Here is a 22,683-nt window from a genome sequence, read left to right as displayed (position 1 = left end):
TGCAGCGGAAATCCGGCCAGAAGCATTAGCGGGCTCGACAACAGCCGAACAGCCCGCAAACACTGGCTCCAAACCGGATACGGGAGACTACTGAGTGGCTCGCATCACACTGAGACAATTGCTCGATCATGCCGCCGAATACGGTTATGGCGTGCCTGCCTTCAACATGAACAATATGGAACAGGGGCTCGCCATCATGGAGGCGGCCGAGGAGACCAAATCGCCGGTCATCCTGCAGGCGAGCCGCGGCGCGCGGACCTACGCCAACGACGTCGTGCTGGCCAAGCTGATCGACGCGCTGGTCGAAATCCATCCCGACATCCCGGTCTGCATGCATCTCGACCATGGCAACAACGAAGCCACCTGCGTCACCGCGATCCAGTACGGGTTCACCTCGGTGATGATGGACGGATCGCTGAAGGAAGACGGCAAGACGCCGGCCGACTACGCCTACAATTCCGGCATCACCCGCCGCGTCGTCGACATGGCGCATTGGGGCGGCGTGTCGGTGGAAGGCGAGATCGGCGTTCTTGGGTCGTTGGAGATGGGCGGCGGCGAACAAGAGGACGGTCATGGCGTCGAGGGCGTCATCAGCCACGACCAGCTGCTGACCGACCCGGTGCAGGCCGAACAGTTCGTGCGCGACACCCATGTCGATGCTCTGGCCGTCGCCATGGGCACCAGCCACGGCGCCTACAAGTTCAGCCGCAAGCCGGACGGCGCGGTGCTCGCCATGAACGTCATCGAGGAAATCCACCGCCGCCTGCCGAACATGCATCTCGTCATGCACGGCTCGTCCTCGGTGCCAGAAGAGCTGCAGGAGATCATCAACAAATATGGCGGCCAGATGAAGCCAACATGGGGGGTGCCGGTCGAGGAGATCCAGCGTGGCATCAAGCATGGCGTGCGCAAGATCAATATCGACACCGACAACCGTATGGCGCTGACCGGCGCGATCCGCAAGGTGCTGACCGAGAACCCCTCGGAATTCGACCCGCGCAAATATCTGACGCCGGCGATGGCCGCCATGAGGAAGCTCTGTAAGGAGCGTTTCGAGCAGTTCGGCACCGCCGGCAACGCGCCGAAGATCAAACCGCTGCCGCTGTCGGAAATGGCCAAGCGCTACAAGTCCGGCAGCCTCGACCCGAAATTCGGCTGACGTACTCGGGTTCCAAGCAGGAGCCGCATCGGCTCCTGCTCATCCATCATGCTCGCGGCAAAAGATCGGCCCTGCCGGTCTCGATGAACGGCGCCCAGTAGTCGACCGACTCGCGGATCATGGCGATGACCTGGTGGTCGACGGGCTCGCGCTCGCGGAACGACAATTCGAGGCAGATCTCATTGTCGACGCCGCCGCCGCGACGCACCGTCTCCAGGAGCTTTTCCGGCGTGATGCGGCCGTCCTTGTTGTAGGCGGCGGTGAACGGCCAATGACCGCCCTTGTTCATCGACGACTGCTTGACATGGATGATCGGCGATTTCTTTGGAAAGGCTTCGGCCCAGGCATAAGGATCGATGTCCCCTGGATTGCTTGAGGTAACATCGCCATGGTCGATGTCGACCATCATCTTGAGCGGGATCGCCATGCCGGCCGCGTCGATTTCGCCCTGCAGCGTCCGGCAGCTTTCGATCGTATGGCCGAACTCGCGGCTAACCGACATCGGCTCCCAGAACAGGTAGGTCAAGCCGGCGGCCCTAGCGTGTTCGGCGACCTCGCGCCAGCATTCCAGCGCAATCTCGAAAAGCCGCGCGCGACGCTCCGGATCGTCATAGTCACGATGGGTGAAGATCGCGAATTGCGTGCCCATGCCGCCGGCGCCGAGCTCGGCCGAAATTTCGGCAAAGGTCTTGAACCAGTCGACATAATAGCGCCGCACGTCGGGGTCGGGATGGCCGAAATGATTGAGCCGGCCGTAAGGGCCGGTCATCGCGGAGGTCACGCGCACGCCGGTGCGGTTGAGCGCGGTGCGGAATAGGCGGAGGAATTTCGAGATCGTCGCCGCCGGCCAGCCGGGATTGACGAATTCATGCGTGAGCTGCACGTCCCTGATGCCGATGTCGTAAGCGATCGCATCGATCAGATCGTCCGGTTCGGCGAAACGGTTGACCAGCGGATTGGTGTTGAGGGACAGGGTGAAAGCCATCAGCCTGCCTTCGCCAGCCGGCTCGAACACCAGTCTTCGAAGGCGGTTCTTTCCGCGGCGGACAGATGCAGTCCGTGCTTGGTGCGCCGTTCGAGAATATCGGCCGCGGTCTCGGCCCATTCATGCTCGAACAGGTAATTGGCTTCGCGTTCGAAAAAATCCTTGCCGAAGCGCCGCCCCAGTTCGGCGAGCGAGCCGGCCGCGCCGACCAGATCGCGCGTCCTTGTGCCGTAGAGCCGGCCATAATGCTTGACCAGCGAGGCCGGCATCCAGGGGAATTCATGGCCGAGGTCGCCGAGAAACTGCTCGAAATCGGCATTGGCGATATCGCCGCCGGGCAGATGCCCTTTCGAGGTCCATGGCCTGCCCATCTTCGGAAAGAACGGGGCGATGCGGTCGAGCGCGTGCTCGGCCAATTTGCGGAAGGTGGTGATCTTGCCGCCGAAGACGGAAAGCAGCGGCGCCTGTCCCTCCGCCGCGTCGAGCTCGAAAATATAGTCGCGGGTCACTGCGCTCGGATTGTCGGCATTGTCGTCATAGAGCGGCCTGACTCCGGAAAACGAGTAGACGACGTCGCTGCGCACAAGCTGGCGCTTGAAATAGCGGTTGACCACCTTAATCAGGTAATCGACCTCGCTGGCATCGGCGGTCACGTCCTCCGGCCGCCCTTCATAAGGAATGTCGGTGGTGCCGATCAGCGCGAGGTCGTTCTGGTAGGGATTGATGAAGATCACGCGCTTGTCACTGTTCTGGACGAGATAGGCCTGCCGCCCTTCCCAGAATTTCGGCACGATGATGTGGCTGCCCTTGACCAGGCGGACGTTGCGCCTGGAATTCTCGCCGGCCACGCGGTTGATGACGTCGTTGACCCAAGGACCGGCGGCGTTGACCAGCGCCCGCGCCTGGACCGTGGTCCTAACGCCGGTTCGACCGTCGCGCATCTCCACCGACCACAGGCCGCTTTCGCGACGGGCGGCGGTGCAGGCGGTGCGGGTGAAGACCCTGGCTCCGCGTTCGGCTGCATCGAGCGCGTTGATGACGACGAGGCGGGCATCGTCGACCCAGCAATCGGAATATTCAAAGCCGCGCTTGAAGCTGTCCTTGATCGGCGCGCCTTCGGGTGCGGTGCGCAGGTCGAGCGTGCGGGTGGCCGGCAGCCGCTTGCGGCCGCCAAGATGGTCGTAGAGGAACAGGCCGAGCCGGACCAGCCAGGCCGGCCGATCATCCGGGCTGTGCGGCAGCACGAAGCGCATCGGCCAGATGATGTGCGGCGCAGATTCCAGCAGCACCTCGCGCTCGATAAGCGCCTCCCGCACTAGGCGGAACTCGTAGTATTCGAGATAGCGCAAACCGCCATGGACGAGCTTTCCCGATCGCGAACTGGTGCCTTCGGCGAGATCGTCTTTTTCGCAGAGGATGACCGACAGCCCCCGGCCTGCTGCATCGCGCGCAATGCCGGCGCCATTGACGCCGCCGCCAATGACGAAGAGATCGACGATTTCGCTGTCACCGCTCATCTCGCCTTATGCCCTGTCGTCAGCATGGATTGACCGGCGGCAGGCCGGCGATGAAGCGGCGCACTTCCTCGGCCGCCTGCTCGGCAGCATAAGTCACCGTGCGTACCGACGCGCCGGCGATATGCGGCGTCAGCGTCACATTCGGCAGCTGCAGCAGCGGCCAGTCGGCCGGCACCGGCTCGACGGCGAACGTCTCCAGCATGGCACTGCCGATCTGCCCCGAGACGAGCCCCTCGTAGAGCGCATCGTAGTCGACCAGCGGTCCGCGCGCGGTATTGACGAAGATCACGCCGGGCTTCATCCGGGCAATGGCGTCCTTGCCGATCAGGCCGCGCGTCTCCTCGGTGACCCGGGAATGCAGCGTGACCACATCGGAGCGCGACAGGAGATCGTCCAGCGCAACCAGCTCGACGCCGGCATTGCGGTCCTCGACGCTCAATTGCACATAGGGATCGGAGACCAGGATGCGGCAGCCGAATGCGCGCAGCAGCCGAACCAGCCTGGTGCCGATATTGCCATAGCCGATGACGCCAACGGTCATTTCGTTGAGCTCGCGGCCGGTGCGGTCGGCGCGGTAGAGATCGCCGCGCCACTCGCCCTTGCGCAAGGCTTCGTGGCCGACGCGGATCAGCCGCGTCTCGGCGAGAATGGCGCCGATGGTGAACTCGGCCACCGCGCTGGCGTTGCGGCCGGGCACATTGACCACCGTGATGCCATAAGCCTTTGCAGCAGCCATGTCGATGTTGATCGGCCCGCCGCGCGATACCGCAACCAGCCTGAGCGTCGGCAAGCGCTGCATCATGGTTTCGGAGAGCGGCGCAAGCTGGGTGACGAAGATTTCGGCGTCGCCGATAAAATCGACCACCTCGTCCGGATCACCGAAATATTCCTTGAGCCTGTCGAGGCCGAGCGCCGCATTGCCGAATTCCATCGGCTCGTCGGGCCATGCGGTCTCAATGGTGCGGATGTCGAGATTATCGCCGCAGGCCGCTTCGATTTTCTCGCGAAACACTTCCGGAAGCATGAAGCGGTCGCCGATGATCGCAATTTTGTTGGGCATGCTCTTCTCAATTCACGTCAGTTTGTTTGGATGCGGCCAGCGAACGCCAGACCGGCCGCAGCGCCTCATGCGCCAATGTGTAGGACGGAACAATCGCCTCGTAGGCAGCGGCAAGTTTTCGGTCGTTAGGTTCGGCCGCACGGAGCAAAGGCGTGACCCATTCACTGACGCAATCGTCCATCGATGCGTACTGGCCGACGCAGACCGCAGCAATCATCGCAGCGCCCGCAGCACCGGCCTCCTCGCGCTCGCTGGTGCGAATGTCGGCGCCGACCGCAGCACCCAGGATCTTGCGCAGAGCCGGGCTCCTGGCCGCTCCGCCGGTCAGGCGGATTTCCTTGGGCAGCGGCCCCATGGCGGCGTAGCAATCGCGTGCCGCGAAAGCCAGCCCCTCGAAGACCGCACGAACCATATCAGCATAGCCGTGCCTGGACGAAATGCCGACGAAGCCGGCCCTGGCATTGGCATCGACGAACGGCCCGCGCTCGCCCGCCTCCGAGACATAGGGCTGGTAGAGCAGCGAGCCTGGCTCGGACGACGATATCCACTGGTCGACCAGCGCGATCATCTCGCCATTGGTCCGCGTGATACCTTGCGAGGCGAGAATGCCGGAGGCGAGGCCGAGAACCCAGTCGATGTTGAGCGTTGCCGCCATGTTCGACTGCATCTGCGCAAAGACGCCTGGCGCCGGCATCGTCATCGTGTAGCCGGTTGCAGCCTCGTTGAGCAGCACCTCGTCCGGCGTCTCGGCAAGCCGCATATGCATGCCCGTTGAGCCGATGATCGAGCAGCCGGACTTGCGCTCGCGATCGAACAGGCCGGCGCCGAGCGCGGTACAGGCGACATCGACATAGGCCAGAACGACCGGCGTGCCGGAGAGCAGTCCGGTCGCCTCTGCCGCTGCCGCCGACAGCCCTGTGCTTTGCCTGGTGCCATCGATGATGGGCGGCAGTAAATGCCTGAGATCGGTGACGCCGAGCACCTCAAGCACATCATCGCAATAGCCGCGCGTGCGGAAATCGCCGAAGGTGAAGGTGCCTTCGGACGGGTCGGTGGCGCGTTGGCCGGTCAACTTGAAATAGAGCCAGTCCTTGCAGTGGAACGCCGTCGCTGCATTGGCAAGCATCGCGGGCATGTGGCGCTTCATGAAGACGAACTGCGATCCCTGCTGGCAGGCAGCGAGCCCGCTGCCGGTCTTTTCGAAGCGCAGCCGGTCCTCGGGCCGCGCGCGGATCTCCTCGACGACCGCGGCAGCGCGCGCGTCGAGCCACAGCCAGCCCTTGGCCACCGGCGCACCATCCTTGTCGATCAGCCAGGTGCCGTCGCCTTGGCCGGTCACGGCAATGGCAATGGTCCGGCTGGCTAGGTCCGGCACCTTGTCGGCGAGTTGGCGCAAGGTCGTCGCGGTATCGGCCCAGGTGCGTGTCAGGTCCTGCTCGGCGCCGCCGCCCGGTAGTGTCTCGTATTTGTTGGGCAGCGCGGCGACCGCGATCTGCCTGCCCGCCGTGTCGAAGGCGACGGATTTGATGACAGACGTGCCGGCGTCGATGCCGATCAGCACATCCCGCATCAGGCAAGCTCCGTGCCGTGCGAAATGGCGTTGCCGCTCGCCTGATCGAAGACGTGCAGGTTTTTCGGATCGATGCTGACCTTGATCGGCGCACCGAGATCCAGGCGGGTCCGGTCATGCTCGACCAGAACCAGCGAACCGCCGGCGAAATCGGCGGCGATATGGGTCTGATCGCCAAGCCATTGATTGGCCGAAACGGTGGCCGGCACTCCGTCCTTCGAACGGCGGACTGCATAGGGCCTGACACCAATGACGACGCGCTGCCGGTTGAGCAATTCGTCGCGAACCGGGCCGCTGAACGCGTCCTTGTCGTAATCGAGCGAAAGACCGTCGGGCAGCTTGAGATTGATCTTGCCGTCAGCCGTGCCGACATAGGCCTCGAAGACATTCATCGGCGGCTCGCCGACGAAGGTGCCGGTGAACAGGTTTGCCGGCCGCTCCTTGAGCCTGTCGGGCGTGTCGAACTGCTGCAGCACGCCGCCTTCCATGACAGCGATGCGGTCTGCCAGCGCGTTGGCCTCGGTCTGGTCGTGGGTGACCAGGATCGCGGTCAGGCCGCGCTCCTTGATGAAGTGCTTGATGCGGCCGCGCAGCACGGCGCGGAGCTGCGGCTCGAGCTGGCCCATCGGCTCGTCGAGCAGATGCAGGTCGGCTTTGCGGATCAGCGCCCGGCCAAGGCTGGCGCGCTGCTGCTGGCCGCCGGAGATCGAACTCGGATAGCGCTCGAGAATGTCCTCGATCTCGAGCAGCTTGGCGATGCTGGCAACTTTTGCATCGACCTCGCTCTTCGGCAGCCTGGCCGCCTTGAGGGCGAAGGCCATGTTCTCGCGCACGGTCAGCGGCGGATAGAGCGAATAGCCCTCGAACGCCATCGCCACGTTGCGCTTGACCGGCGGCAGTGTGTGCACCTTGCGGCCGGCAACCGAGATCGTGCCACGCGAGACCTCTTCGAAACCTGCGATCATGCGCAATGTCGAGGTCTTGCCGCAGCCGGACGAGCCGAGCAGCGCCACGATCTCGCCCTTGGCGATTTCCATCGTCAGGTTCTTGACGGCGTGCACGCCGCGGTCGATCGGACCGTAGAACTTGTCGACGCCTGAGAGGGTGATTGCGCTCGGGCTCATGCCGCTTCTCCGCTGCGCAAATTGACGACGTTTTTCGAGCCGATACGCTCGCCACGTGCCCGATCGAACAGCAGGGCGCTTTTGCTGTCGACGGCGATATGGGCCCTGCCCTCGGATTGGCCCGGTGTTCCGGACGGACGCGAGACCAGGATTTCACGGCCACGCACGGTGCGCACCAGCGTGACGATCTTCTCGTTGAGCGGCGTCTCGGCCTCGACCGTCACCGGAATGGCGCCCTGAGTACCTTCGTCGACGAAGGCCAGCGCCTCCGGCCGCAAGCCGATGACGCAGTCACGGCCGACCGCCGCCTCATGCGCGCCGGCCAGATGGACCTGGACATTGGAGAGGCCGACATAGATGCCCTTGGCGTCCCGTGACGGCTTGACGTCGAGCAGGTTGATGGTCGGGTCGCCGAACAGCCGGGCGATCTCGACGTTGGCCGGCTCGCGATAGATCTGTTCGGGCGTGCCGAGCTGTTTGACGACGCCTTGCGACATCACCGCGATGCGGTCGCCGAGCGCCATCGCCTCCTTGTAGTCCTGGGTGACGTAGACAACGGTTGCGCCACGATCGGCGAGCAGCCTTGGCAGTTCGAGCCGCATTTCGAAACGCAATTTGGCATCGACGTTGCGCAAGGGATCATCGAGCAGCAGAAGCGGCGGCGAGCCGACCAGGGCGCGGGCAAGCGCGGTGCGCTGCTTCTGGCCGTTGGACAGCGCCCGCGGCTTGTGGCTGAGCACATGGCCGATCTTCAACAGCTTGGCGACGCTCTCGACGCCGGCCCTGATCGCGCCCTGCGACGAATGCTTCGCCTGCAGAGGCGTAGCAATGTTGTCGAACGCGGTCATATGCGGGAACAGCGCGAAATTCTGGAAGGCCATGCCGACGCCGCGGAACTCGGCGTCGACGTCGGTCATGTCCTCGCCGCCGATGAGGATCTTTCCCTCGTCGGGGTCGATGACGCCGGCGACCAGCCGCAGCAGCACCGTCTTGCCGGCGCCGGACGGCCCGAACAGGACCAGCGTTTCGCCGTCGGCGACGGTCAGCGACAGATTGTCGAGAACGGTCTGGCTCTTGTAGCGCTTGACGATGTTTCGCAGTTCGAGGCTTGCCATCGGACTATCCTTTCACCGCGCCAAGCGACAGGCCTTCGACGAGATAGCGTTGCGCATAAAGCGCGAGCGCCAGCGTCGGCGTGATCGACAGCACGATCGCGGCCGAGATCTGGCCGTACTGGATGCCGGAGGAGGTGATGAAGGCCAGCGCGCCGACCGTCACCGGCTGCTTGTCGGCCGAAGCGAGCACCAGCGCAAAGACGAAATTGTTCCAGGCGAAGATGAAGGCGAGCAGGCCGGCAGCGGCAATGCCCGGGCCGGCGAGCGGCAGCGCGATCTTGCGGAACGTGGCAAACCAGGAATGGCCGGCAATGCGGTAGGCATATTCGATATCGGCCGGAATATCCTCGAAATAGCCGCGCACGATCCACAGGATCAGCGGCAGGCAGATCAGCTGGTAGACCCAGATCAGCCCGATATAGGTATTGGCCAGCCCGAGCTTCTGGAAATAGAGGGTGAGCGGCAAAAGCACCAGCAGCGCCGGCGCGAACCGGAACGACAGCAGCGTGAAGGCGATGTCCTCCGAGCCGCGGAACTTGTGCCGTGCGAACGCATAGGCTGCCGGCACGCCGAGCAGCAACGCGACGGCAACCGAGGTGACCGACAGGAAGACGGAATTCCAGAGATTGCGCATGAAGGCGATGTCGAGCGTGCCGGCCGCAGTCATCAGCTTGCCGGTGATCAGCGCAGTGTAGTTGGCGAGCGTCGGCTCGAAGACAAGCTGCGGCGGGATCCGCAGGATTGTCTCGTTGGTCTGGAACGACATCATCAGGATCCAGACGATCGGGAACATGAAGAAGATCACGACCAGCGCCAGGGCTATGCCGCGCAGGATGCGTTCGAGAAGGGAGGTGTGTTCCATGCCAGCCTCCTATGCCTGGCCGCGGGCGCGTTCGCGCAGCCGCAGCCAGTTCTTGATGAAAATGTTCGAGAGGAAATAGGTGATCGCCCACAGGATGATCATCAGTGCCGCCGAGCGGCCGACATTGGTCGACTGGAAGAAGTTGAGATAGGCCTCGACCTGGAAGACGGTCAGCGTATCGCCCGGACCACCCTGCGTCATAGCGTAGATGATGTCGAACTGCTGGATGGAATCAAGCAGGCGGAACAGCGTCGCCGTCAGGATGTAGGGAGTCAGCATCGGCAAGGTGATGCGGAAGAACACGAAACTGCGTGGCACGCCGTCGAGCGCTGCCGCCTCGAAGGGCTGCGTCGGCAGGCTGCGCAGGCCGGCAAGCAGCAGGATCATGATGAAGGGCGTGTAGACCCAGACGTCGACAAGCACGACGGTGAGCAGTGCCGTGGAGGGAGACGAGGCCCAGCGGAAATCCTGCAGCCCGATCAGGCTGGCGAGATAGCTGAGCACGCCAAAGCCGGGATTGGTCATCAGCTTCCACATCAGCGCGGCGAGCGCCGGCGCCGTCATCAGCGGCATCAACAGCATGATCGAGATGAAGTTGTTCAGCGTCGAGCGCTTCTGCAGCAGCATGGCGATGCCGAGACCGAGAAGCAGCTCGAGCACGACGGTGATGCCGGCGTAGAGCAGCGACACCTGCAGCGTGTTCCAGAACTTCGGGTCAGTGAAGAACGAGATGTAGTTGTCGCCCCAGTTGAACTGCCGCGCCCAGGGCTGGCTCAACCGGTAGCGCTGGAAAGAATAGACCACGGATGTGAAGAACGGGATCAGAATGCCGATGCAGACCAAGAGGGCCGGCAAGCTGAGGAGGTAGGGCAGCACCCGCTTGCTGATCCTGAAGCCCGACGGCCTGTTTCTTTGTATTGTCGCCGCAGTCATCTGCTGCTCCGTCATCCTGTTGCTTCGCCGTCCCGGCCGCCCAAGGGAGCAAGGCGGCCGGTCGGGCGAGCAGGCGGTACCGCTCGGTACCGCGTCGCAAACGTATAACATCTCAAAGGCTGGCCCGTGGGACGGGCCAGCCCTGGCCGCGGCTTAGCCGAGCCCGGCTTCCTTGAGCTGGCCGTTGATGCTCTCGGCCAGCTTGTCGAGGCCCTCGTCGACCGGCACTTCCTTGGCCACCATCTTCTGCAGCGTCGCCGCCCATTCGGTGGTGAGATCGAAGAACAGCGGCTGCGGGGTGAACTTGATGCTGGCGCCCGGCGCCGAGACGTCGAACATCTCGACATAGCCCGGATAGCTCTTGTTCAGCTTCTCGCGGAACATCTCATCGTTCCAGACCGACTGACGCACCGGATTGACGAAGTCCATCTTGGTCGCACCGAACAATGCATGCTCGGGTCCGGATGCCCATTGCATGAAGTACCAGGTGGCGTCCTTGTCCTTCGAGAAGTTGGACATCGACAGCGACCAGATCCAGATGTTGGGCGTCGGTGCCTTGGCGGCGGGATTGGCCTTAAACGCCGAAAAGGCGAGCTTGCCGGCCATCTTGTTGTCGCCGCCATTCATGAAGTAGCCGAGGATATCGGCGTCGAAAATCATCGCCGAAGCGCCTGCACCGAGATCGGTGCCGACCTGATACCAGGTGTAGGTCGACCAGTCCTTGGGGCCGCTCTCCTGGATCATCTGGACCCACTGCTTGTGGAAAGCCTTGGATTCGGCGGTGCTCATCGCGGCCGACAGCTTGCCGTCAGCCGAGACGTTCAGATCCTTCTGGTCGAAATTGGCGTAAGCCGACAGGAAGCCCGGGTGGATCGTCGCCCAGGAGCGCGAGCCGCGCACGCCGATGCCGTAGACGCCGCCACCGACGTCCTTGGTGAGCTTCGCCGCCGTAGCGACCATTTCATCCATATTGCCGGGAACGCTGACCCCGACCTTGTCGAACATGCCCTTGTTGTAGGTGATGTTGTTCTGCTCGAAGCCCCACGGAATGCACCATTGCTTGGCGTCTGCCGAACCGAGCGCGCCGCCCGGCTGGCCGTTCCAGGCGCAGGAGTTCTTGACGCCGGGCAGGAAGTCGTCCCAGGCATATTTCGGGTTGGTCTTGGCCGGATCCTTGATCCATTCATTGAGGTCGGTGATCCAGCCGGCCGGACCGTAGGTCCAGGTCATGTAGGCGCCGGTCATGAAGGCATCGTATTCGGGCGAGCTGGCCGACAGCGCGGCGGTAACCTTGTCGAAATAGACGTCTTCGGGGAACACGTCATAGACGACTTCCATGCCGGTCAGCTTCTTGAAATTGTCGAGGTTGGCAATCATCGCATCGGCGTAAGGATGCTTGTTGAGCAACAGCTTGATGGTCTTGCCCTTATGCGCCTGCCAGTCGAAATCAGCCGCCAGGGCGCGGGTCTGCCCGAAATTGAGCAGTGTACCGGCTGTGCTGGCGGCAAGGCCCATTGCACCGAGGCCCTTGATCAGCCCACGGCGGTCGACTTGTCCACGCAGGAACGCGTCGATGAGGTCTTTCTCTTTCTCATGCATTTCTCTTCTCCTCCACAGGGTAGTTTCAACGAAATGGCTGCCGGCTACCCGACCGGCGTCTGTTCCACGAGCGATCGCGCCGTCCGCTCGTCGGTTATCAGGCCTTTGAGATAGCGGCCCTCCAGCACTGACTTGATGGCGCGAACCTTCACCTTGCCGCCGGCGACGGCGACAATCCTGCGGTTGCTGATGTCTTCGCGCGCCAGTGCCAGCGCCCGGTTAGAAAGCGTCGTCGCAACAGCCTTTCCGGCATCGTCGAAGAAATGGCCGAGCAGTTCGCCGACGCCGCCGTTGCGGCGGATCTCCTCCATCTCGCCCTTCTCGATCATGCCGGTGGCGACAAGCGAGGCCTCACGCTCGGCGGTGCCGATGCCGGCAATGAGCAAGTCGGCGGTCTTGGCGAGGTCGAAGACATCGCTGACGCCCTTCTGCCCGAGCAGCACCGTTCGATCCTCGACGGTGTTGGCGAACATCGGCACCGGCATCACATAGGCCTCCGCACCGGTCCGTTCGGCGACGCGGTGGATGACGTCATGCGGATTGGCCGAGAACTTGCGCGTCAGGCCGCCAAGCAGGGAAACGAAACGTATCCTGCCGGCCGATATGCGCGGCAGATATTCGACGCAGGCGGCAAGTGTGCGGCCATGGCCGACGCCGATCAGCGTCTCCTCGCCACGTTCGATCTCGCGCTTGAGAAACTGCGCGCCGGCAATGCCAAGCGCCTTGAGCGGCAGGTCTTCGGCATCGAAATCCGGAACCACCTCGCAATAGTCGAGGCCGTAACGGCCGGATAACTCGTCCTCGAGCTCCACGCATTCGGAGACTTCGCCGTCGATATAGACTTTGACCAGGCCTTCCTGATTGGCCTTGGTGATGAGGCGATGCGCCTTGAGGCTGGTCAGGCCGAGCCGCTTGGCGACCTCCGACTGGGTCAGGCCGCCGGCATAGTGAAGCCAGGCGGCACGGGCTGCCATCCCGGTCTCATCGTCGCGCAGCAGGCCGTTGCCAAAACCAACCATTTCCGCCCTTTGATATTTTTATCAGTTGCTGCAAAATTTTTCACAAGGCGTCGCCCGAGTCAAGCAACCGCAGCGTTTAAATCTTCGTTTGGGCTTGCCGGCAGAGCGTCGGTCTTGGCCAAACAGGGGTCGCGCGAATAAGCGGGGACTGCTCGGGCATGTTTTAAAACGTTTGCAATTTAGCCCGAACCCATTACAAACGTTTCAAACTCCGTTCGGAGGAACGATGCCGGCCCGCGTTACCACCCTCAAAGAACTTGCTGCGCAGCTCGGCCTGTCGATCACCACCGTTTCGCGCGCCCTTGCCGGCCACGAGCAGATCGCCTTGAAAACGCGCCAACGTGTCACCGAGGCCGCGCGCCAGGCCGGCTACGTGCCGAACACGGCAGCCCGCACGCTGGTCTCCGGCCGCAGCGGCTTTGTCGGCATGGTGCTGCCGATCCGCGGTCCCAATCTGGTCGATTCCTTCCTCGGCGAATTCGTCACCGGGTTGGGCGAAGGGCTGGTTTCGCACGGCTCCGACCTGATTCTGGCCGCAGCGGCGCAGGGCCAGTCGGAGCTTTCCGTGCTCCGCCATGTGGTGGAATCGGGGCGCGCCGACGGCGTCGTCGTCACCCGTATCGCCGAGGTCGACGAGCGGCTTTCGTATCTGCGCCAACGCAATTTCCCGTTCGTCGCGCATGGCCGGCTGCTCGACGGCGACTTTGCCTATCATTGGCTCGATACCGATGGCGCGTATGCTTTCGGCGAAGCCTTCGACATGCTGTACGATCTCGGACACCGCCATTTCGGGCTGGTGACGATTTCCGAGCCAATGACGTTTCGCCATCTCCGACAGGATGGGCTCGCTGCCGCGATCGCCCGCCGGGGCGACCCGTCGGTCAGGCTCGATGTGGCGACAGCGCCGCGTTTCGATCGCGGTGCCCGCATCCAGGCGATCAACCGGCTGCTGCATGTCGCGGAGCGGCCGACGGCGATTGTCGCGCTGTTCGACGAGCTGGCGCTGACGGTGATGGAAGAGGCAGCCCGCGCTGGCCTTGCCGTTCCTCGCGACCTTTCGGTGATCGGCTTCGACAACATAGCCGCCTCCGCCTACGCGCCGCCGGGGCTGACCACTTTCGACGCCTCGATCCGCCAGTGCGCGCGCGAGATCGGCGAGATGCTGCTGACCGTCATCGGCGACAGGCCGGCCGCGCCGCTGACGCGGCTGGTCCGGCCGACACTTGTCTCGCGGGCAAGCCATGGTCCGGCACCAACAGGACAGAACTGACGCCTTAGCGGCGCATAACCAGGGAGGAAGATGACGATGAATGCGTTGAGGACATTGGCAGGTGCCGTGCTGGCGCTGTCGCTCGCTGCCGGCGCAGCACAAGCCCAGCAGGTGTTGTTCTGGTCGACACAGGCGCGACCCGTGGAAGAGACCCAGAAAATGCGCGGCGAGGTGCTGAAGGGGTTTGACGGCCAGGTCGATTACCAAGTCGCCGAGGACGGGCCCTGGCTCACCCGCCTGCAAGCCGAGCTGCAGGCCGGCTCCGGCAGCATCGGCGTGCTTGGCGGCCTGCACGGGGACTTCTCCACGGTCGGCGCTAACCTTGTCGATCTGTCTGGCATCGATGTCGGCGGCGTCAAGGTCAACGATGCCTACAAGAAGCTCGGCACGCTCGGCACAGGCGAACAGAAATACCTGCCATGGATGCAGGCCACCTTCCTGATGGCGGCAAACAAGCAGGCGCTGCAATATCTGCCGGCCGGCACCGATCTCAACACCATCACCTACGACCAGCTGATCGAATGGGCAAAAACCATCGCAGAGAAGACCGGCTCGCCCAAATTCGGCTTTCCGGCCGGTCCGAAAGGGCTGAAGCACCGCTTCTTCGAGGGCTTCCTCTATCCGTCCTACACCGGTTCGATGGTGACCAAGTTCCGCTCGGCGGAGGCCGAGACGGCGTGGAACAAGTTCAAGGAATTGTGGCAGTATACCAACCCGAATTCGACCAATTATGCGTTCATGCAGGAGCCGCTGCTGACCGGCGAAGTGTGGGTGGCGTTCGATCACGTGGCGCGGCTCGCCGACGCCTTCAATCAGAAACCCGACGAGTTCGTCGCCTTCCCGGCGCCGGCCGGGCCGGCAGGCCGCGGCTACATGCCGGTGATCGCTGGCGTCGCCATCCCAAAAACCTCGCCCGACATGGACAAGGCCAAAGCGCTGGTCGCCTATATGCTGAAGCCGGAAACCCAGATCGCGACACTGAAGGCGACGAACTTCTTCCCGATCGTCGACGTCAAGCTGCCCGACGACATGCCGGCCTCGGTCAAGGCCTTCGGCCCGGCGATCGCCACGATGACCGGAGCTCCCGATGCGCTGCCGGCGCTACTGCCGATGGGACTCGGCGATCTCGGCGGCAAGTTCAACCAGATCTACACCGACAGTTTCGAGCGCATCGTGCTCGGCGGCGAGGACGTGCACGGCGTGCTCGACGAACAGGCGACGGCGCTGAAAGCGATCATCGACCAGGCGAAGGCGCCATGCTGGGCGCCTGACAAACCATCGCAGGGCGCCTGCCCGGTCGATTAAGAATCCTCCCCGGGCGTCCGGACTCTAGCGCGCCGGGCGCCCACCCCTTTTCAAACGCCGAACAGAGATCGCTCCATGCACGGCAAGGCCCTGCCCTATCTGCTGCTGATGCCGGCGACGCTGTTCCTTTGCGTCTTCTTTCTCTACCCGTTCGCGCTGGTCGCCTTCGAAGCGTTCACCCGCGACGGCGGCTTTACGCTCGACAATTTCCGCACCATGGCCGGCAGCTGGAAATTCCCGGTCACGGTCCGCAACACGCTGCTGCTGAGCGCCGTCGTCGTGCCGATCCAGCTGATCATGGCACTGCTGATGGCAACGGTGGTGTCGCGGCTCGAAACGGGGCGCAGCGCCGCGCTTTATATCTTCGCCATTCCGCTCGGCATCTCCGATCTCGCCGCCGGGCTGATTTGGCTCGCCATCTTCGACCAGTCCGGCTTCCTCAACACCTTGCTCTCCAACCTCGGCGTCATCGACAGGCCGGTCATGTTCCTCGGCTACCAGAGCAAGCTGATGATCTTCATCGCCGTGGCGCTGGCAGAGATCTGGCGTGCGACCGCCATCATGATGGTTATCCTGGTCGCCGGCATGGGGCTGATCCCGAAGGAATATTACGAGGCAGCCGAGGTCTTCGGCGCGAGCCCGTGGAAGCGCTTCGTCAAGATCACACTGCCTCTGCTGCGCCCCAGCCTGCAGACGGCGATCATTCTGCGCGTCATCCTTGCCTTCGAGGTCTTTGCAGTGGTTGCAGCACTCGGCGGCACCAATCTGCCGGTGCTGATGGGCGAAACCTACAACTGGCAGTTCACGCTGCAGGACCGAAATGTCGCCGCAGCCATGGCGCTGTTCATCCTCGCCATCTCGATCGGCTTCACGCTGTTCTTCCTACGGGTGCTGCGTGTGCCGAAGGAGGCGCGGATATGAGCACCGTCGCGGAGCTGTCGATCGCCGCGCCTGCGGCCCGCAAAGCCGGCAACTGGCTGCTGGTCGCCACCGTCATCCTGCTTTGCATCTGGGTGCTGTTGCCGATCTATCTGCTGATCGTCAACGCGCTGTCGTCGCCGGAAGAGGTGACCGCATTCCCCAAGCGCTTCTTCCCGTCATTCGATTTCGGCAGCCTTTCCTTCTTCATCAATTTCGCCGGCGTCGCCAAGGCGCTGTGGAATTCGGTCCTCGTCGCTGCCCTGACGATGATCCTCTCGATCGGCTTCGGCGCACCGGCTGGCTACGCGCTGTCGCGCTTCGATTTCCCAGGCAAGGAAACGTTCCGTTTCCTCGTGCTGATGACCCGCGCCTTCCCGCTGCCGCTGCTGGCGCTGCCGCTGGCGGTAATGTTCATCCGTACCGGCCTCGACGATACCGCGATCGGGCTGGCGCTGGTCCATACCACGCTGGCGCTGCCGTTTGCCGTGCTGATTACCTTCTCGCTCTTCTCCGGCATTCCGGTCGAGCTGGAGGAAGCGGCCTGGACGCTTGGCTGCACAAGATTGCAGGCATTTCGCAAGGTCATTCTGCCGCTGGCGCTGCCGGGCATCGCGGCATCGGCGGTATTTGCCTTCACCATCTCGTGGAACGAGGTGTTTGCCGCAGCCGTGCTCACGATCGAGAACCGGACGCTGACCGCCTTCCTGCTGCAGAGCCTCGGCGAATCGCCGCTCTACCTCAAATTCGCCGGCGGCGCGGCCTTGGTTATCCCGGCGCTGATCTTCATCTTCGCCGTCCGCAAATATTTGTTCGCCATGTGGGGGATCGCCAACCGATGACGCGCACAAACGAGAACGCCGATGGCTGAGATCGCCATCAAACAAGTCGCAAAGCACTTCGGCGGCTTCACCGCTTTGCATTCGATCGATCTGACCATCGCCGATCAGGAGTTCATGGTGCTGCTTGGCGCCTCGGGCTGCGGCAAGACCACGCTGCTGAGGATCGTCGCCGGCCTGGAGACGCCAAGCCAGGGCGAAGTCTGGATCGGCGGCCGCCGCGTCGACCATCTGCCGCCGCGCGAACGCGGCATCGCCATGGTGTTCCAGAATTACGCCGTCTTTCCGCACCTGACGGTGTTCGAGAACATCGCCTTCGGCCTGCGCATGAAGAAGCTGCCGCAGCAGGAGGTCGAGGGGCGCGTCAACCGCACCGCAGAGCTCATGCACATCGAGCAGCTTTTGAAGCGCTATTCGGGCCAGCTTTCCGGCGGCCAGCGCCAGCGTGTGGCTGTCGCTCGGGCGCTCGCCATGGAGCCCGACGTCATCCTGATGGACGAGCCGCTGTCCAACCTCGACGCGCTGCTGCGGCTCGAAATGCGCGCCGAGCTCAAGGGCGTGCTTGCCGCATCTAGAACCACCACCATCTACGTCACCCACGACCAGGTCGAGGCGATGAGCCTGGCCGACCGCATCGCCGTCATGCATCAGGGCCATATCGTCCAGGCCGCCTCGCCGGTAGAGGTCTACCGCAATCCGGCGGCCCGCTTCGTCGGTTCCTTTATCGGCAACCCGCCGATGAATTTCATCCCGGCGACGAAGGCTGCGAACGGCGGCTGGACTGTCGCCGAGCTGACGCTGCCGGGCCCGAAGTCGGACAAGCAGACGATAGAATTCGCCATTCGCCCCGAGGATGTCGACGCCAGCAACGAGGGGCTGCGCGCCACCGTGCGCGTCGTCGAGCCGCTCGGACCGCACACGCTGGTCACCTGCGATGTCGAGGGCGGCCTGTTCCGCGCCATTCTCGAATCGAATGCCACGATTGCCGTCGGCGATCACTTGCGGCTTTCGCCCAAACCCGACCGCATCCGCTGGTTCGATCCTGAAACCACCAACGCACTTTGATCCCCACGCCCTTCGATCCTGAAAGTACGAACGCCTCGATGATATCTCTTGCCATTGACGAAACCATCGCCCGCGCCGTCGAGGTGCTCAGGGAAAACGACCAAGGCACCTACACCATACCGACCAAGGGCCTCTACCCGTTCCAGTGGAACTGGGATTCTTGCCTGACCGCGCTCGGTCTTGCCCACTATGACGAGGCCCGAGCCTGGACCGAGATCGACACGCTGTTCGCCCACCAGTGGCCGGACGGCATGGTGCCGCACATCGTCTTCCATGTCTGGAGCGACGGCTATTTCCCTGGACCGGAGGTCTGGCGAACGAACCGCCCGACCGCCACCTCCGGCATCACCCAGCCGGCGGTCGCCGGCTTTGCCGTGCGCCGCCTGTTCGACCGGGCCAAGGACAAAACGCTGGCGGTCGAGCGCGCCCGCGCGCTGTTGCCGAAAATCGACGCCTGGCACCGCTGGTTCTACGAAAATCGCGACCCGAACGGCGAAGGACTGGTCGCCATAATCCACCCATGGGAGTCCGGCCGCGACAACTCGATCGACTGGGACGACGCGTTCGAGCGCGTGCCGACCGAAGGCGTCGAACCTTACACCCGCCGCGACATCCTGCACGCCGATCCGGCGCATCGTCCAACCAAGGCGCAGTATGACCGCTACATCTGGCTGCTGCAGCATTTCCGCGGGCTTGGCTGGGACAACGCCCGGCTGCACGACGCCTCGCCGTTCCAGGTCGTCGATCCTGGCTTCAATGCCATCCTGATCCGTTCCGCCGCCGATCTCGCCGATCTCGCCGAGACGCTCGGCGAGAAGGACATCGCCAACGCCAACCGAGCCCGCGCCGAGAAGGGCGTAGCGGCTATGGAGCGGCTGTGGAGCGACGCGCATGGCCAATACATTTGTTTTGACCGAGTGGCTGGAAAGCTTGTTGACAGCGCTTCGGTCGGCGGCTTTCTGCCGGTGTTCGCGGCCATTCCGGAAAGGCGGGCCGCAGCCATCGCTGCCACGATCGAGCGCATCGCCGGCAAGGCGCACTATATCGTCCCCTCGCACGATCCTGGCGATGCGCGCTTCGATGCCAAGCGTTACTGGCGCGGCCCGGTCTGGCTGGTGGTCAACTACATGATCGCCGACGGCCTTGCCGCCGCCGGCCACAGCCAAATGGCACAACGGATCACGCAGTCCAGTCTCGACCTGATCGCCGAGAGCGGCTTTGCCGAATATTACGACCCGCTCAGCGGTGAGCCGCTCGGCGGCAGCCGCTTCACCTGGACCGCGGCAATGGTGATCGAGTTTTTGAAGGGCAGAGGCTGAGCGCCGGCCGCGATTGGCTGCCCCGGCCGGCCACTCCGGCTTTCAAAGCCTGCTTGCAGCGAAAGAGTGATTGCACAGCTGAGCTGCCGTGCCGATCTTCATCATGCCGGAGCTATAATAGTTCTTCACAAACCGCTATCTATACTGCTTCGAAGGCGGGAGAAGCGCGGCTTGGAATTCGATCTGAAAACCATTGAGGCGCTCGCTCCCGATCAGGCGTCGCTGAGCGCCGCCTCCAAGCTCACCAAACGATCGAACTGGCCGCGGCTCGAAAAACATGAGCAGCAGGCGCTCATCTGGGGCGAATGCCAGGGCTCCGGCTCCAATCCTTATCGCGTTGTGGTCGACACGGGCGATCACGGCTACAAATGCACCTGCCCCTCGCGAAAATTCCCGTGCAAGCACACGCTGGCCCTGATGTGGATTGCCGCCACGGCGCCAGCCAGTTTTGCCGCTGCCGATACGACGCCGGAATGGGTGAATGATTGGCTCGGCCGGCGCCGGAAGACAACGCCACAGCCGACGCAACTGGCACTGGGCGCGGAAGCCAAGAGCATTGGCGAAGCCGCAAGGCCGGACGAGAGCGCAGCCGTTGAAGACGTTGCGGCGGTAGAGCGGCGCGAGGCAGCGCAGCGCAAGCGGGCGGAAGACACACGCCACGCAGTGTCGGCGGCGCTCGATGAGCTCGACCAATGGATTGCCGACCAGTTGCGGCTCGGTCTTTCCGGATTTGTCGACGCCAGCAGCGACCGCTGCCGCCGGATTGCCGCGCGGCTGGTCGACATGAAGGCAACCGCGCTCGCCGGCCGTATCGACGAGATCCCGTCGCGGTTGATGGCGCTGCGCAGCGAAGAAAGGCCCGATGCAGCAATCCGCGAGCTTGGCAAGCTTGTGCTGCTGGCCAAAGCCTGGCGATCAGCGCCTGACGATCCCGAGTTGAAGCGTCTTGTATCGACCTCTGACACCCGCGAGCAGGTACTCGCCAATCCGGACGCAAAACAGGTTGAAAGCCTATGGGAGGTTCTCGGCGAGAAGATCGAGAGCCGCCGCGATGGCCTGGTCAGCCATTCGACCTGGCTACTCGATTTGAAGAGCGCTGCGCCGCAATTTGCCGTGCTGCTCGATTTTTTCCCGGCTTCGGCCGGGCGCCGGTCCAATGCTTTTGCACCAGGCGACCGTTTCAATGCCCGGCTGGTGTTTTATCCATCACGCATGCCGCTCCGCGCCCTGGTGGCGGAGCGCATGGGGGAAGTTGCGCCCGGCGCGTGGCCCGATTTCGCTTTTGGCGCCGCGAAAGATCCGCTCGCGACGCATGCTTCCCATCAGGACGCCGCGCCTTGGATTGGCGATTGTCCCCTCATGTTGCCGCCCGGCGCGATCCTGCTAGACGATCGGGGCACGGCATGGTGGCAGGCAGAGGATGACCCGCAGGGGATCGCCTTGCCGATCGCCGGCGCGGTAGATCAAACCTTGCTCGGCCTCGACCTTGCGGCCACGGCAGCGCTCTGGAATGGCGCCCGGCTTGACCTGCTGGCGGCGCAAAGCGAGTTCGGGAGGCTTGATCTGGCGTGAACGAAGGCGAGCAAACAGGCCTGGCGGCAATGCGCGATTGCTGGATCACCGGCGGCGCCACTTTCGATCTGGCTCCGGCCGACTGGAAGGCAATCGCCGGCGGTACAAGTCCCGACGAACAGGAGCGCCGGCTCCTGGCAATCGCCGCACAAGCGCTCGACGTCGCGCTACGGCCTGCGGCGCCGATGACACTGAAGCGTCGTCCGCCGCTGCCCAGACTTGCCCTGCCCATGCTGCCGGGACGGTTTCGGCCGTTGTTGAGAGCCGCTCTGAAGCACGCCGCCGACACGAGGCGCAAGACGCGCGTGGCGACGCTTGTCGCCAGCCGCGGCTTTGTGCTCCATCCCATGGACTGGATGCCTGGCGCGTCGGATCAAAACAGCCCGGACGTCTACGCACCATGGATCGACTGGCAAGCAAGTGTGGATGGGGAAAGACATGCCCCACAAGAGAAACTGACGGCGGAAAACTGGGATGAGTTCTATCCCGCCGCGCGACGCATCGCCCTGGCCGATATGCGTCGCGTCGACCCGGCCTCGGCTCGAATGCTAATCGAGGCCAAGGCGCCAGGCGAACCCGCGGAAGTCAGGCTTGCGCTGGTTGAGCTTATGCGCTTCGGCTTGCATCCAGAGGACGCGCCTTTCCTGAAAAGCCTTTCGGCCGACAAGTCCGGCAAGGTGCGCGAATTGGCTGGCCGGCTGTTGGCAAGGCTGGGAGAGCACGGCCACCCCAGAGGCGGTGGAGCGGATGATCCCGTAGCCGAGCTCGCCGCCTTTATCACTGAAAGCAAATCGGGCTTCATCCGCCGCCGCACGATCTATACTCCGGCAAAACTGAAGTCCCCGGCGCAGGAGCAACGCCGCGCCGAACTGTTCGAGACTTGCAACCTAGTCGATGTTGCCGCGCGGTTCGGCGCTACGGAACCTGAATTCATAGGAGCCTGGCAATTCGGCGTGGACAACAATGCCGACATCCTGATCGCACGAATGGTCGCCGCTTCAGGGAGCGATGCCGCGGTGACGCATATGGCGGACACGCTTGTTGCAGACGGCGGCAAGGCGGCGCTGTTCCTCCTGCATGTGATGCCCCGCCTCGACAGTCGCAGAAAACGAGTCCTCATCCGTCTTATCCTCGAGCAGGCAAACTACCTTGGCGCGGTCAATCTAGCGGAAGGCATTGAAGCTGGCTGGCTGGAATGGGACGACCTGACCAATGGGCAAGTTCTGCCGGCCCTGCGTTCCGTGGTCGCTGGAAATGACGATGCCATGCGGCGGGGGGCCGACGATATACTGGAGACGATCGGCTTTCTTGCCACCGCGGCCGCGGCGGCAAGATTGATCGACGAGGTCGTCGCTGCCGGCATGCCGGCAGCGGCCGCATCGCTCGGTCTCCTGCGTCTCAATGCAGCGCTGGCCGAACATCCGTCTAGGACCGACACATGATCAATCCGGA

Annotated in this window: 19 protein-coding genes; 9 read left to right on the top strand and 10 right to left on the bottom strand. The window is 63.5% G+C overall.

Translation table 11 applies throughout. The features are described from left to right. The first annotated feature begins 94 nt into the window (after positions 1-94). Positions 95-1,159 (top strand): class II fructose-bisphosphate aldolase, encoded by a 1,065-nt coding sequence (gene fba / locus NKI85_RS07570; protein ID WP_352776484.1) that lies wholly within the window; start codon positions 95-97, stop codon positions 1,157-1,159. 46 nt (positions 1,160-1,205) lie between these two features. Here fba and NKI85_RS07565 read toward each other — a convergent pair whose 3' ends face one another. The 10 genes from NKI85_RS07565 to NKI85_RS07520 all read right to left on the bottom strand — a co-directional run bounded on the left by NKI85_RS07565 (position 1,206) and on the right by NKI85_RS07520 (position 12,943). After that, a complete protein-coding gene (locus NKI85_RS07565; protein WP_352776483.1) occupies positions 1,206-2,144 on the bottom strand; it encodes a sugar phosphate isomerase/epimerase family protein in 939 nt (312 codons plus the stop codon). Next, entirely contained in the window at positions 2,144-3,661 is a 1,518-nt protein-coding gene (locus NKI85_RS07560) for a glycerol-3-phosphate dehydrogenase (protein WP_352776482.1), read from the bottom strand. The genes NKI85_RS07565 and NKI85_RS07560 overlap by 1 nt, the downstream gene beginning before the upstream one ends. Before the next feature lie 19 nt (positions 3,662-3,680). Continuing rightward, positions 3,681-4,721, bottom strand: coding sequence for a 2-hydroxyacid dehydrogenase (locus tag NKI85_RS07555; RefSeq protein ID WP_352776481.1), 1,041 nt, complete (start codon positions 4,719-4,721; stop codon positions 3,681-3,683). Positions 4,722-4,728: 7 nt separating this feature from the next. Continuing rightward, a complete protein-coding gene (locus NKI85_RS07550) occupies positions 4,729-6,291 on the bottom strand; it encodes an FGGY-family carbohydrate kinase (RefSeq protein WP_352776480.1) in 1,563 nt (520 codons plus the stop codon). Continuing rightward, positions 6,291-7,415, bottom strand: coding sequence for an ABC transporter ATP-binding protein (locus NKI85_RS07545; RefSeq protein WP_352776479.1), 1,125 nt, complete (start codon positions 7,413-7,415; stop codon positions 6,291-6,293). Before NKI85_RS07545 ends, NKI85_RS07550 begins: the two co-directional genes overlap by 1 nt. Then, complete coding sequence (locus NKI85_RS07540) at positions 7,412-8,530, bottom strand: ABC transporter ATP-binding protein (protein ID WP_352776478.1); 1,119 nt, start codon at positions 8,528-8,530, stop codon at positions 7,412-7,414. The genes NKI85_RS07545 and NKI85_RS07540 overlap by 4 nt, the downstream gene beginning before the upstream one ends. 4 nt (positions 8,531-8,534) lie before the next feature. Then, on the bottom strand, positions 8,535-9,392 hold the full coding sequence (locus NKI85_RS07535; protein WP_023676025.1) for a carbohydrate ABC transporter permease: 858 nt from the start codon (positions 9,390-9,392) through the stop codon (positions 8,535-8,537). A gap of 9 nt (positions 9,393-9,401) precedes the next feature. After that, positions 9,402-10,325, bottom strand: a complete 924-nt coding sequence (locus tag NKI85_RS07530; RefSeq protein WP_352529441.1) for a carbohydrate ABC transporter permease — start codon at positions 10,323-10,325, stop codon at positions 9,402-9,404. Positions 10,326-10,478: 153 nt separating this feature from the next. Further along, on the bottom strand, positions 10,479-11,924 hold the full coding sequence (locus NKI85_RS07525) for an ABC transporter substrate-binding protein (RefSeq protein ID WP_352529439.1): 1,446 nt from the start codon (positions 11,922-11,924) through the stop codon (positions 10,479-10,481). Positions 11,925-11,968: 44 nt separating this feature from the next. Next, entirely contained in the window at positions 11,969-12,943 is a 975-nt protein-coding gene (locus NKI85_RS07520; RefSeq protein ID WP_352529437.1) for a sugar-binding transcriptional regulator, read from the bottom strand. A gap of 226 nt (positions 12,944-13,169) precedes the next feature. Here NKI85_RS07520 and NKI85_RS07515 point away from each other — a divergent pair, with 226 nt between their 5' ends. The 8 genes from NKI85_RS07515 (at position 13,170) to NKI85_RS07480 (ending at position 22,673) form a co-directional block, all read left to right on the top strand. Beyond that, positions 13,170-14,213, top strand: a complete 1,044-nt coding sequence (locus NKI85_RS07515) for a LacI family DNA-binding transcriptional regulator (RefSeq protein ID WP_352529436.1) — start codon at positions 13,170-13,172, stop codon at positions 14,211-14,213. Positions 14,214-14,249: 36 nt separating this feature from the next. After that, positions 14,250-15,518 (top strand): ABC transporter substrate-binding protein, encoded by a 1,269-nt coding sequence (locus NKI85_RS07510; protein WP_352529434.1) that lies wholly within the window; start codon positions 14,250-14,252, stop codon positions 15,516-15,518. A 75-nt stretch (positions 15,519-15,593) separates the two neighbouring features. Further along, positions 15,594-16,439 carry a carbohydrate ABC transporter permease gene (locus tag NKI85_RS07505; RefSeq protein ID WP_352529432.1) on the top strand — a complete coding sequence of 282 codons (846 nt, stop codon included), beginning with the start codon at positions 15,594-15,596 and terminating at the stop codon, positions 16,437-16,439. Further along, positions 16,436-17,278 (top strand): carbohydrate ABC transporter permease, encoded by an 843-nt coding sequence (locus NKI85_RS07500; protein ID WP_352529430.1) that lies wholly within the window; start codon positions 16,436-16,438, stop codon positions 17,276-17,278. The genes NKI85_RS07505 and NKI85_RS07500 overlap by 4 nt, the downstream gene beginning before the upstream one ends. 21 nt (positions 17,279-17,299) lie before the next feature. Then, positions 17,300-18,340: an ABC transporter ATP-binding protein gene (locus tag NKI85_RS07495; protein WP_352529428.1), complete on the top strand. Its 1,041-nt coding sequence runs from the start codon at positions 17,300-17,302 to the stop codon at positions 18,338-18,340. A gap of 38 nt (positions 18,341-18,378) precedes the next feature. Continuing rightward, entirely contained in the window at positions 18,379-19,659 is a 1,281-nt protein-coding gene (locus tag NKI85_RS07490; RefSeq protein ID WP_352529426.1) for an amylo-alpha-1,6-glucosidase, read from the top strand. 171 nt (positions 19,660-19,830) lie between these two features. Further along, on the top strand, positions 19,831-21,231 hold the full coding sequence (locus NKI85_RS07485) for an SWIM zinc finger family protein (RefSeq protein ID WP_352776477.1): 1,401 nt from the start codon (positions 19,831-19,833) through the stop codon (positions 21,229-21,231). Further along, positions 21,228-22,673: a DUF5691 domain-containing protein gene (locus tag NKI85_RS07480; protein WP_352776476.1), complete on the top strand. Its 1,446-nt coding sequence runs from the start codon at positions 21,228-21,230 to the stop codon at positions 22,671-22,673. The genes NKI85_RS07485 and NKI85_RS07480 overlap by 4 nt, the downstream gene beginning before the upstream one ends. Positions 22,674-22,683 lie beyond the last annotated feature (10 nt).

This window comes from Mesorhizobium sp. M0571 (genome assembly GCF_040320985.1).
Taxonomy (GTDB): domain Bacteria; phylum Pseudomonadota; class Alphaproteobacteria; order Rhizobiales; family Rhizobiaceae; genus Mesorhizobium.
This window is presented reverse-complemented; position numbering and strand designations above follow the sequence as displayed.

Coding starts and splice junctions, on each gene's coding strand:
- NKI85_RS07545 (WP_352776479.1), bottom strand. CDS start 7,415: ATGAGCCCGAGCGCAATCACCCTCTCAGGCGTCGACAAGTTCTACGGT.
- NKI85_RS07525 (WP_352529439.1), bottom strand. CDS start 11,924: ATGCATGAGAAAGAGAAAGACCTCATCGACGCGTTCCTGCGTGGACAA.
- NKI85_RS07520 (WP_352529437.1), bottom strand. CDS start 12,943: ATGGTTGGTTTTGGCAACGGCCTGCTGCGCGACGATGAGACCGGGATG.
- NKI85_RS07565 (WP_352776483.1), bottom strand. CDS start 2,144: ATGGCTTTCACCCTGTCCCTCAACACCAATCCGCTGGTCAACCGTTTC.
- NKI85_RS07555 (WP_352776481.1), bottom strand. CDS start 4,721: ATGCCCAACAAAATTGCGATCATCGGCGACCGCTTCATGCTTCCGGAA.
- NKI85_RS07490 (WP_352529426.1), top strand. CDS start 18,379: ATGATATCTCTTGCCATTGACGAAACCATCGCCCGCGCCGTCGAGGTG.
- NKI85_RS07500 (WP_352529430.1), top strand. CDS start 16,436: ATGAGCACCGTCGCGGAGCTGTCGATCGCCGCGCCTGCGGCCCGCAAA.
- NKI85_RS07510 (WP_352529434.1), top strand. CDS start 14,250: ATGAATGCGTTGAGGACATTGGCAGGTGCCGTGCTGGCGCTGTCGCTC.
- NKI85_RS07560 (WP_352776482.1), bottom strand. CDS start 3,661: ATGAGCGGTGACAGCGAAATCGTCGATCTCTTCGTCATTGGCGGCGGC.
- NKI85_RS07515 (WP_352529436.1), top strand. CDS start 13,170: ATGCCGGCCCGCGTTACCACCCTCAAAGAACTTGCTGCGCAGCTCGGC.
- NKI85_RS07550 (WP_352776480.1), bottom strand. CDS start 6,291: ATGCGGGATGTGCTGATCGGCATCGACGCCGGCACGTCTGTCATCAAA.
- NKI85_RS07530 (WP_352529441.1), bottom strand. CDS start 10,325: ATGACTGCGGCGACAATACAAAGAAACAGGCCGTCGGGCTTCAGGATC.
- NKI85_RS07540 (WP_352776478.1), bottom strand. CDS start 8,530: ATGGCAAGCCTCGAACTGCGAAACATCGTCAAGCGCTACAAGAGCCAG.
- NKI85_RS07495 (WP_352529428.1), top strand. CDS start 17,300: ATGGCTGAGATCGCCATCAAACAAGTCGCAAAGCACTTCGGCGGCTTC.
- NKI85_RS07535 (WP_023676025.1), bottom strand. CDS start 9,392: ATGGAACACACCTCCCTTCTCGAACGCATCCTGCGCGGCATAGCCCTG.
- NKI85_RS07505 (WP_352529432.1), top strand. CDS start 15,594: ATGCACGGCAAGGCCCTGCCCTATCTGCTGCTGATGCCGGCGACGCTG.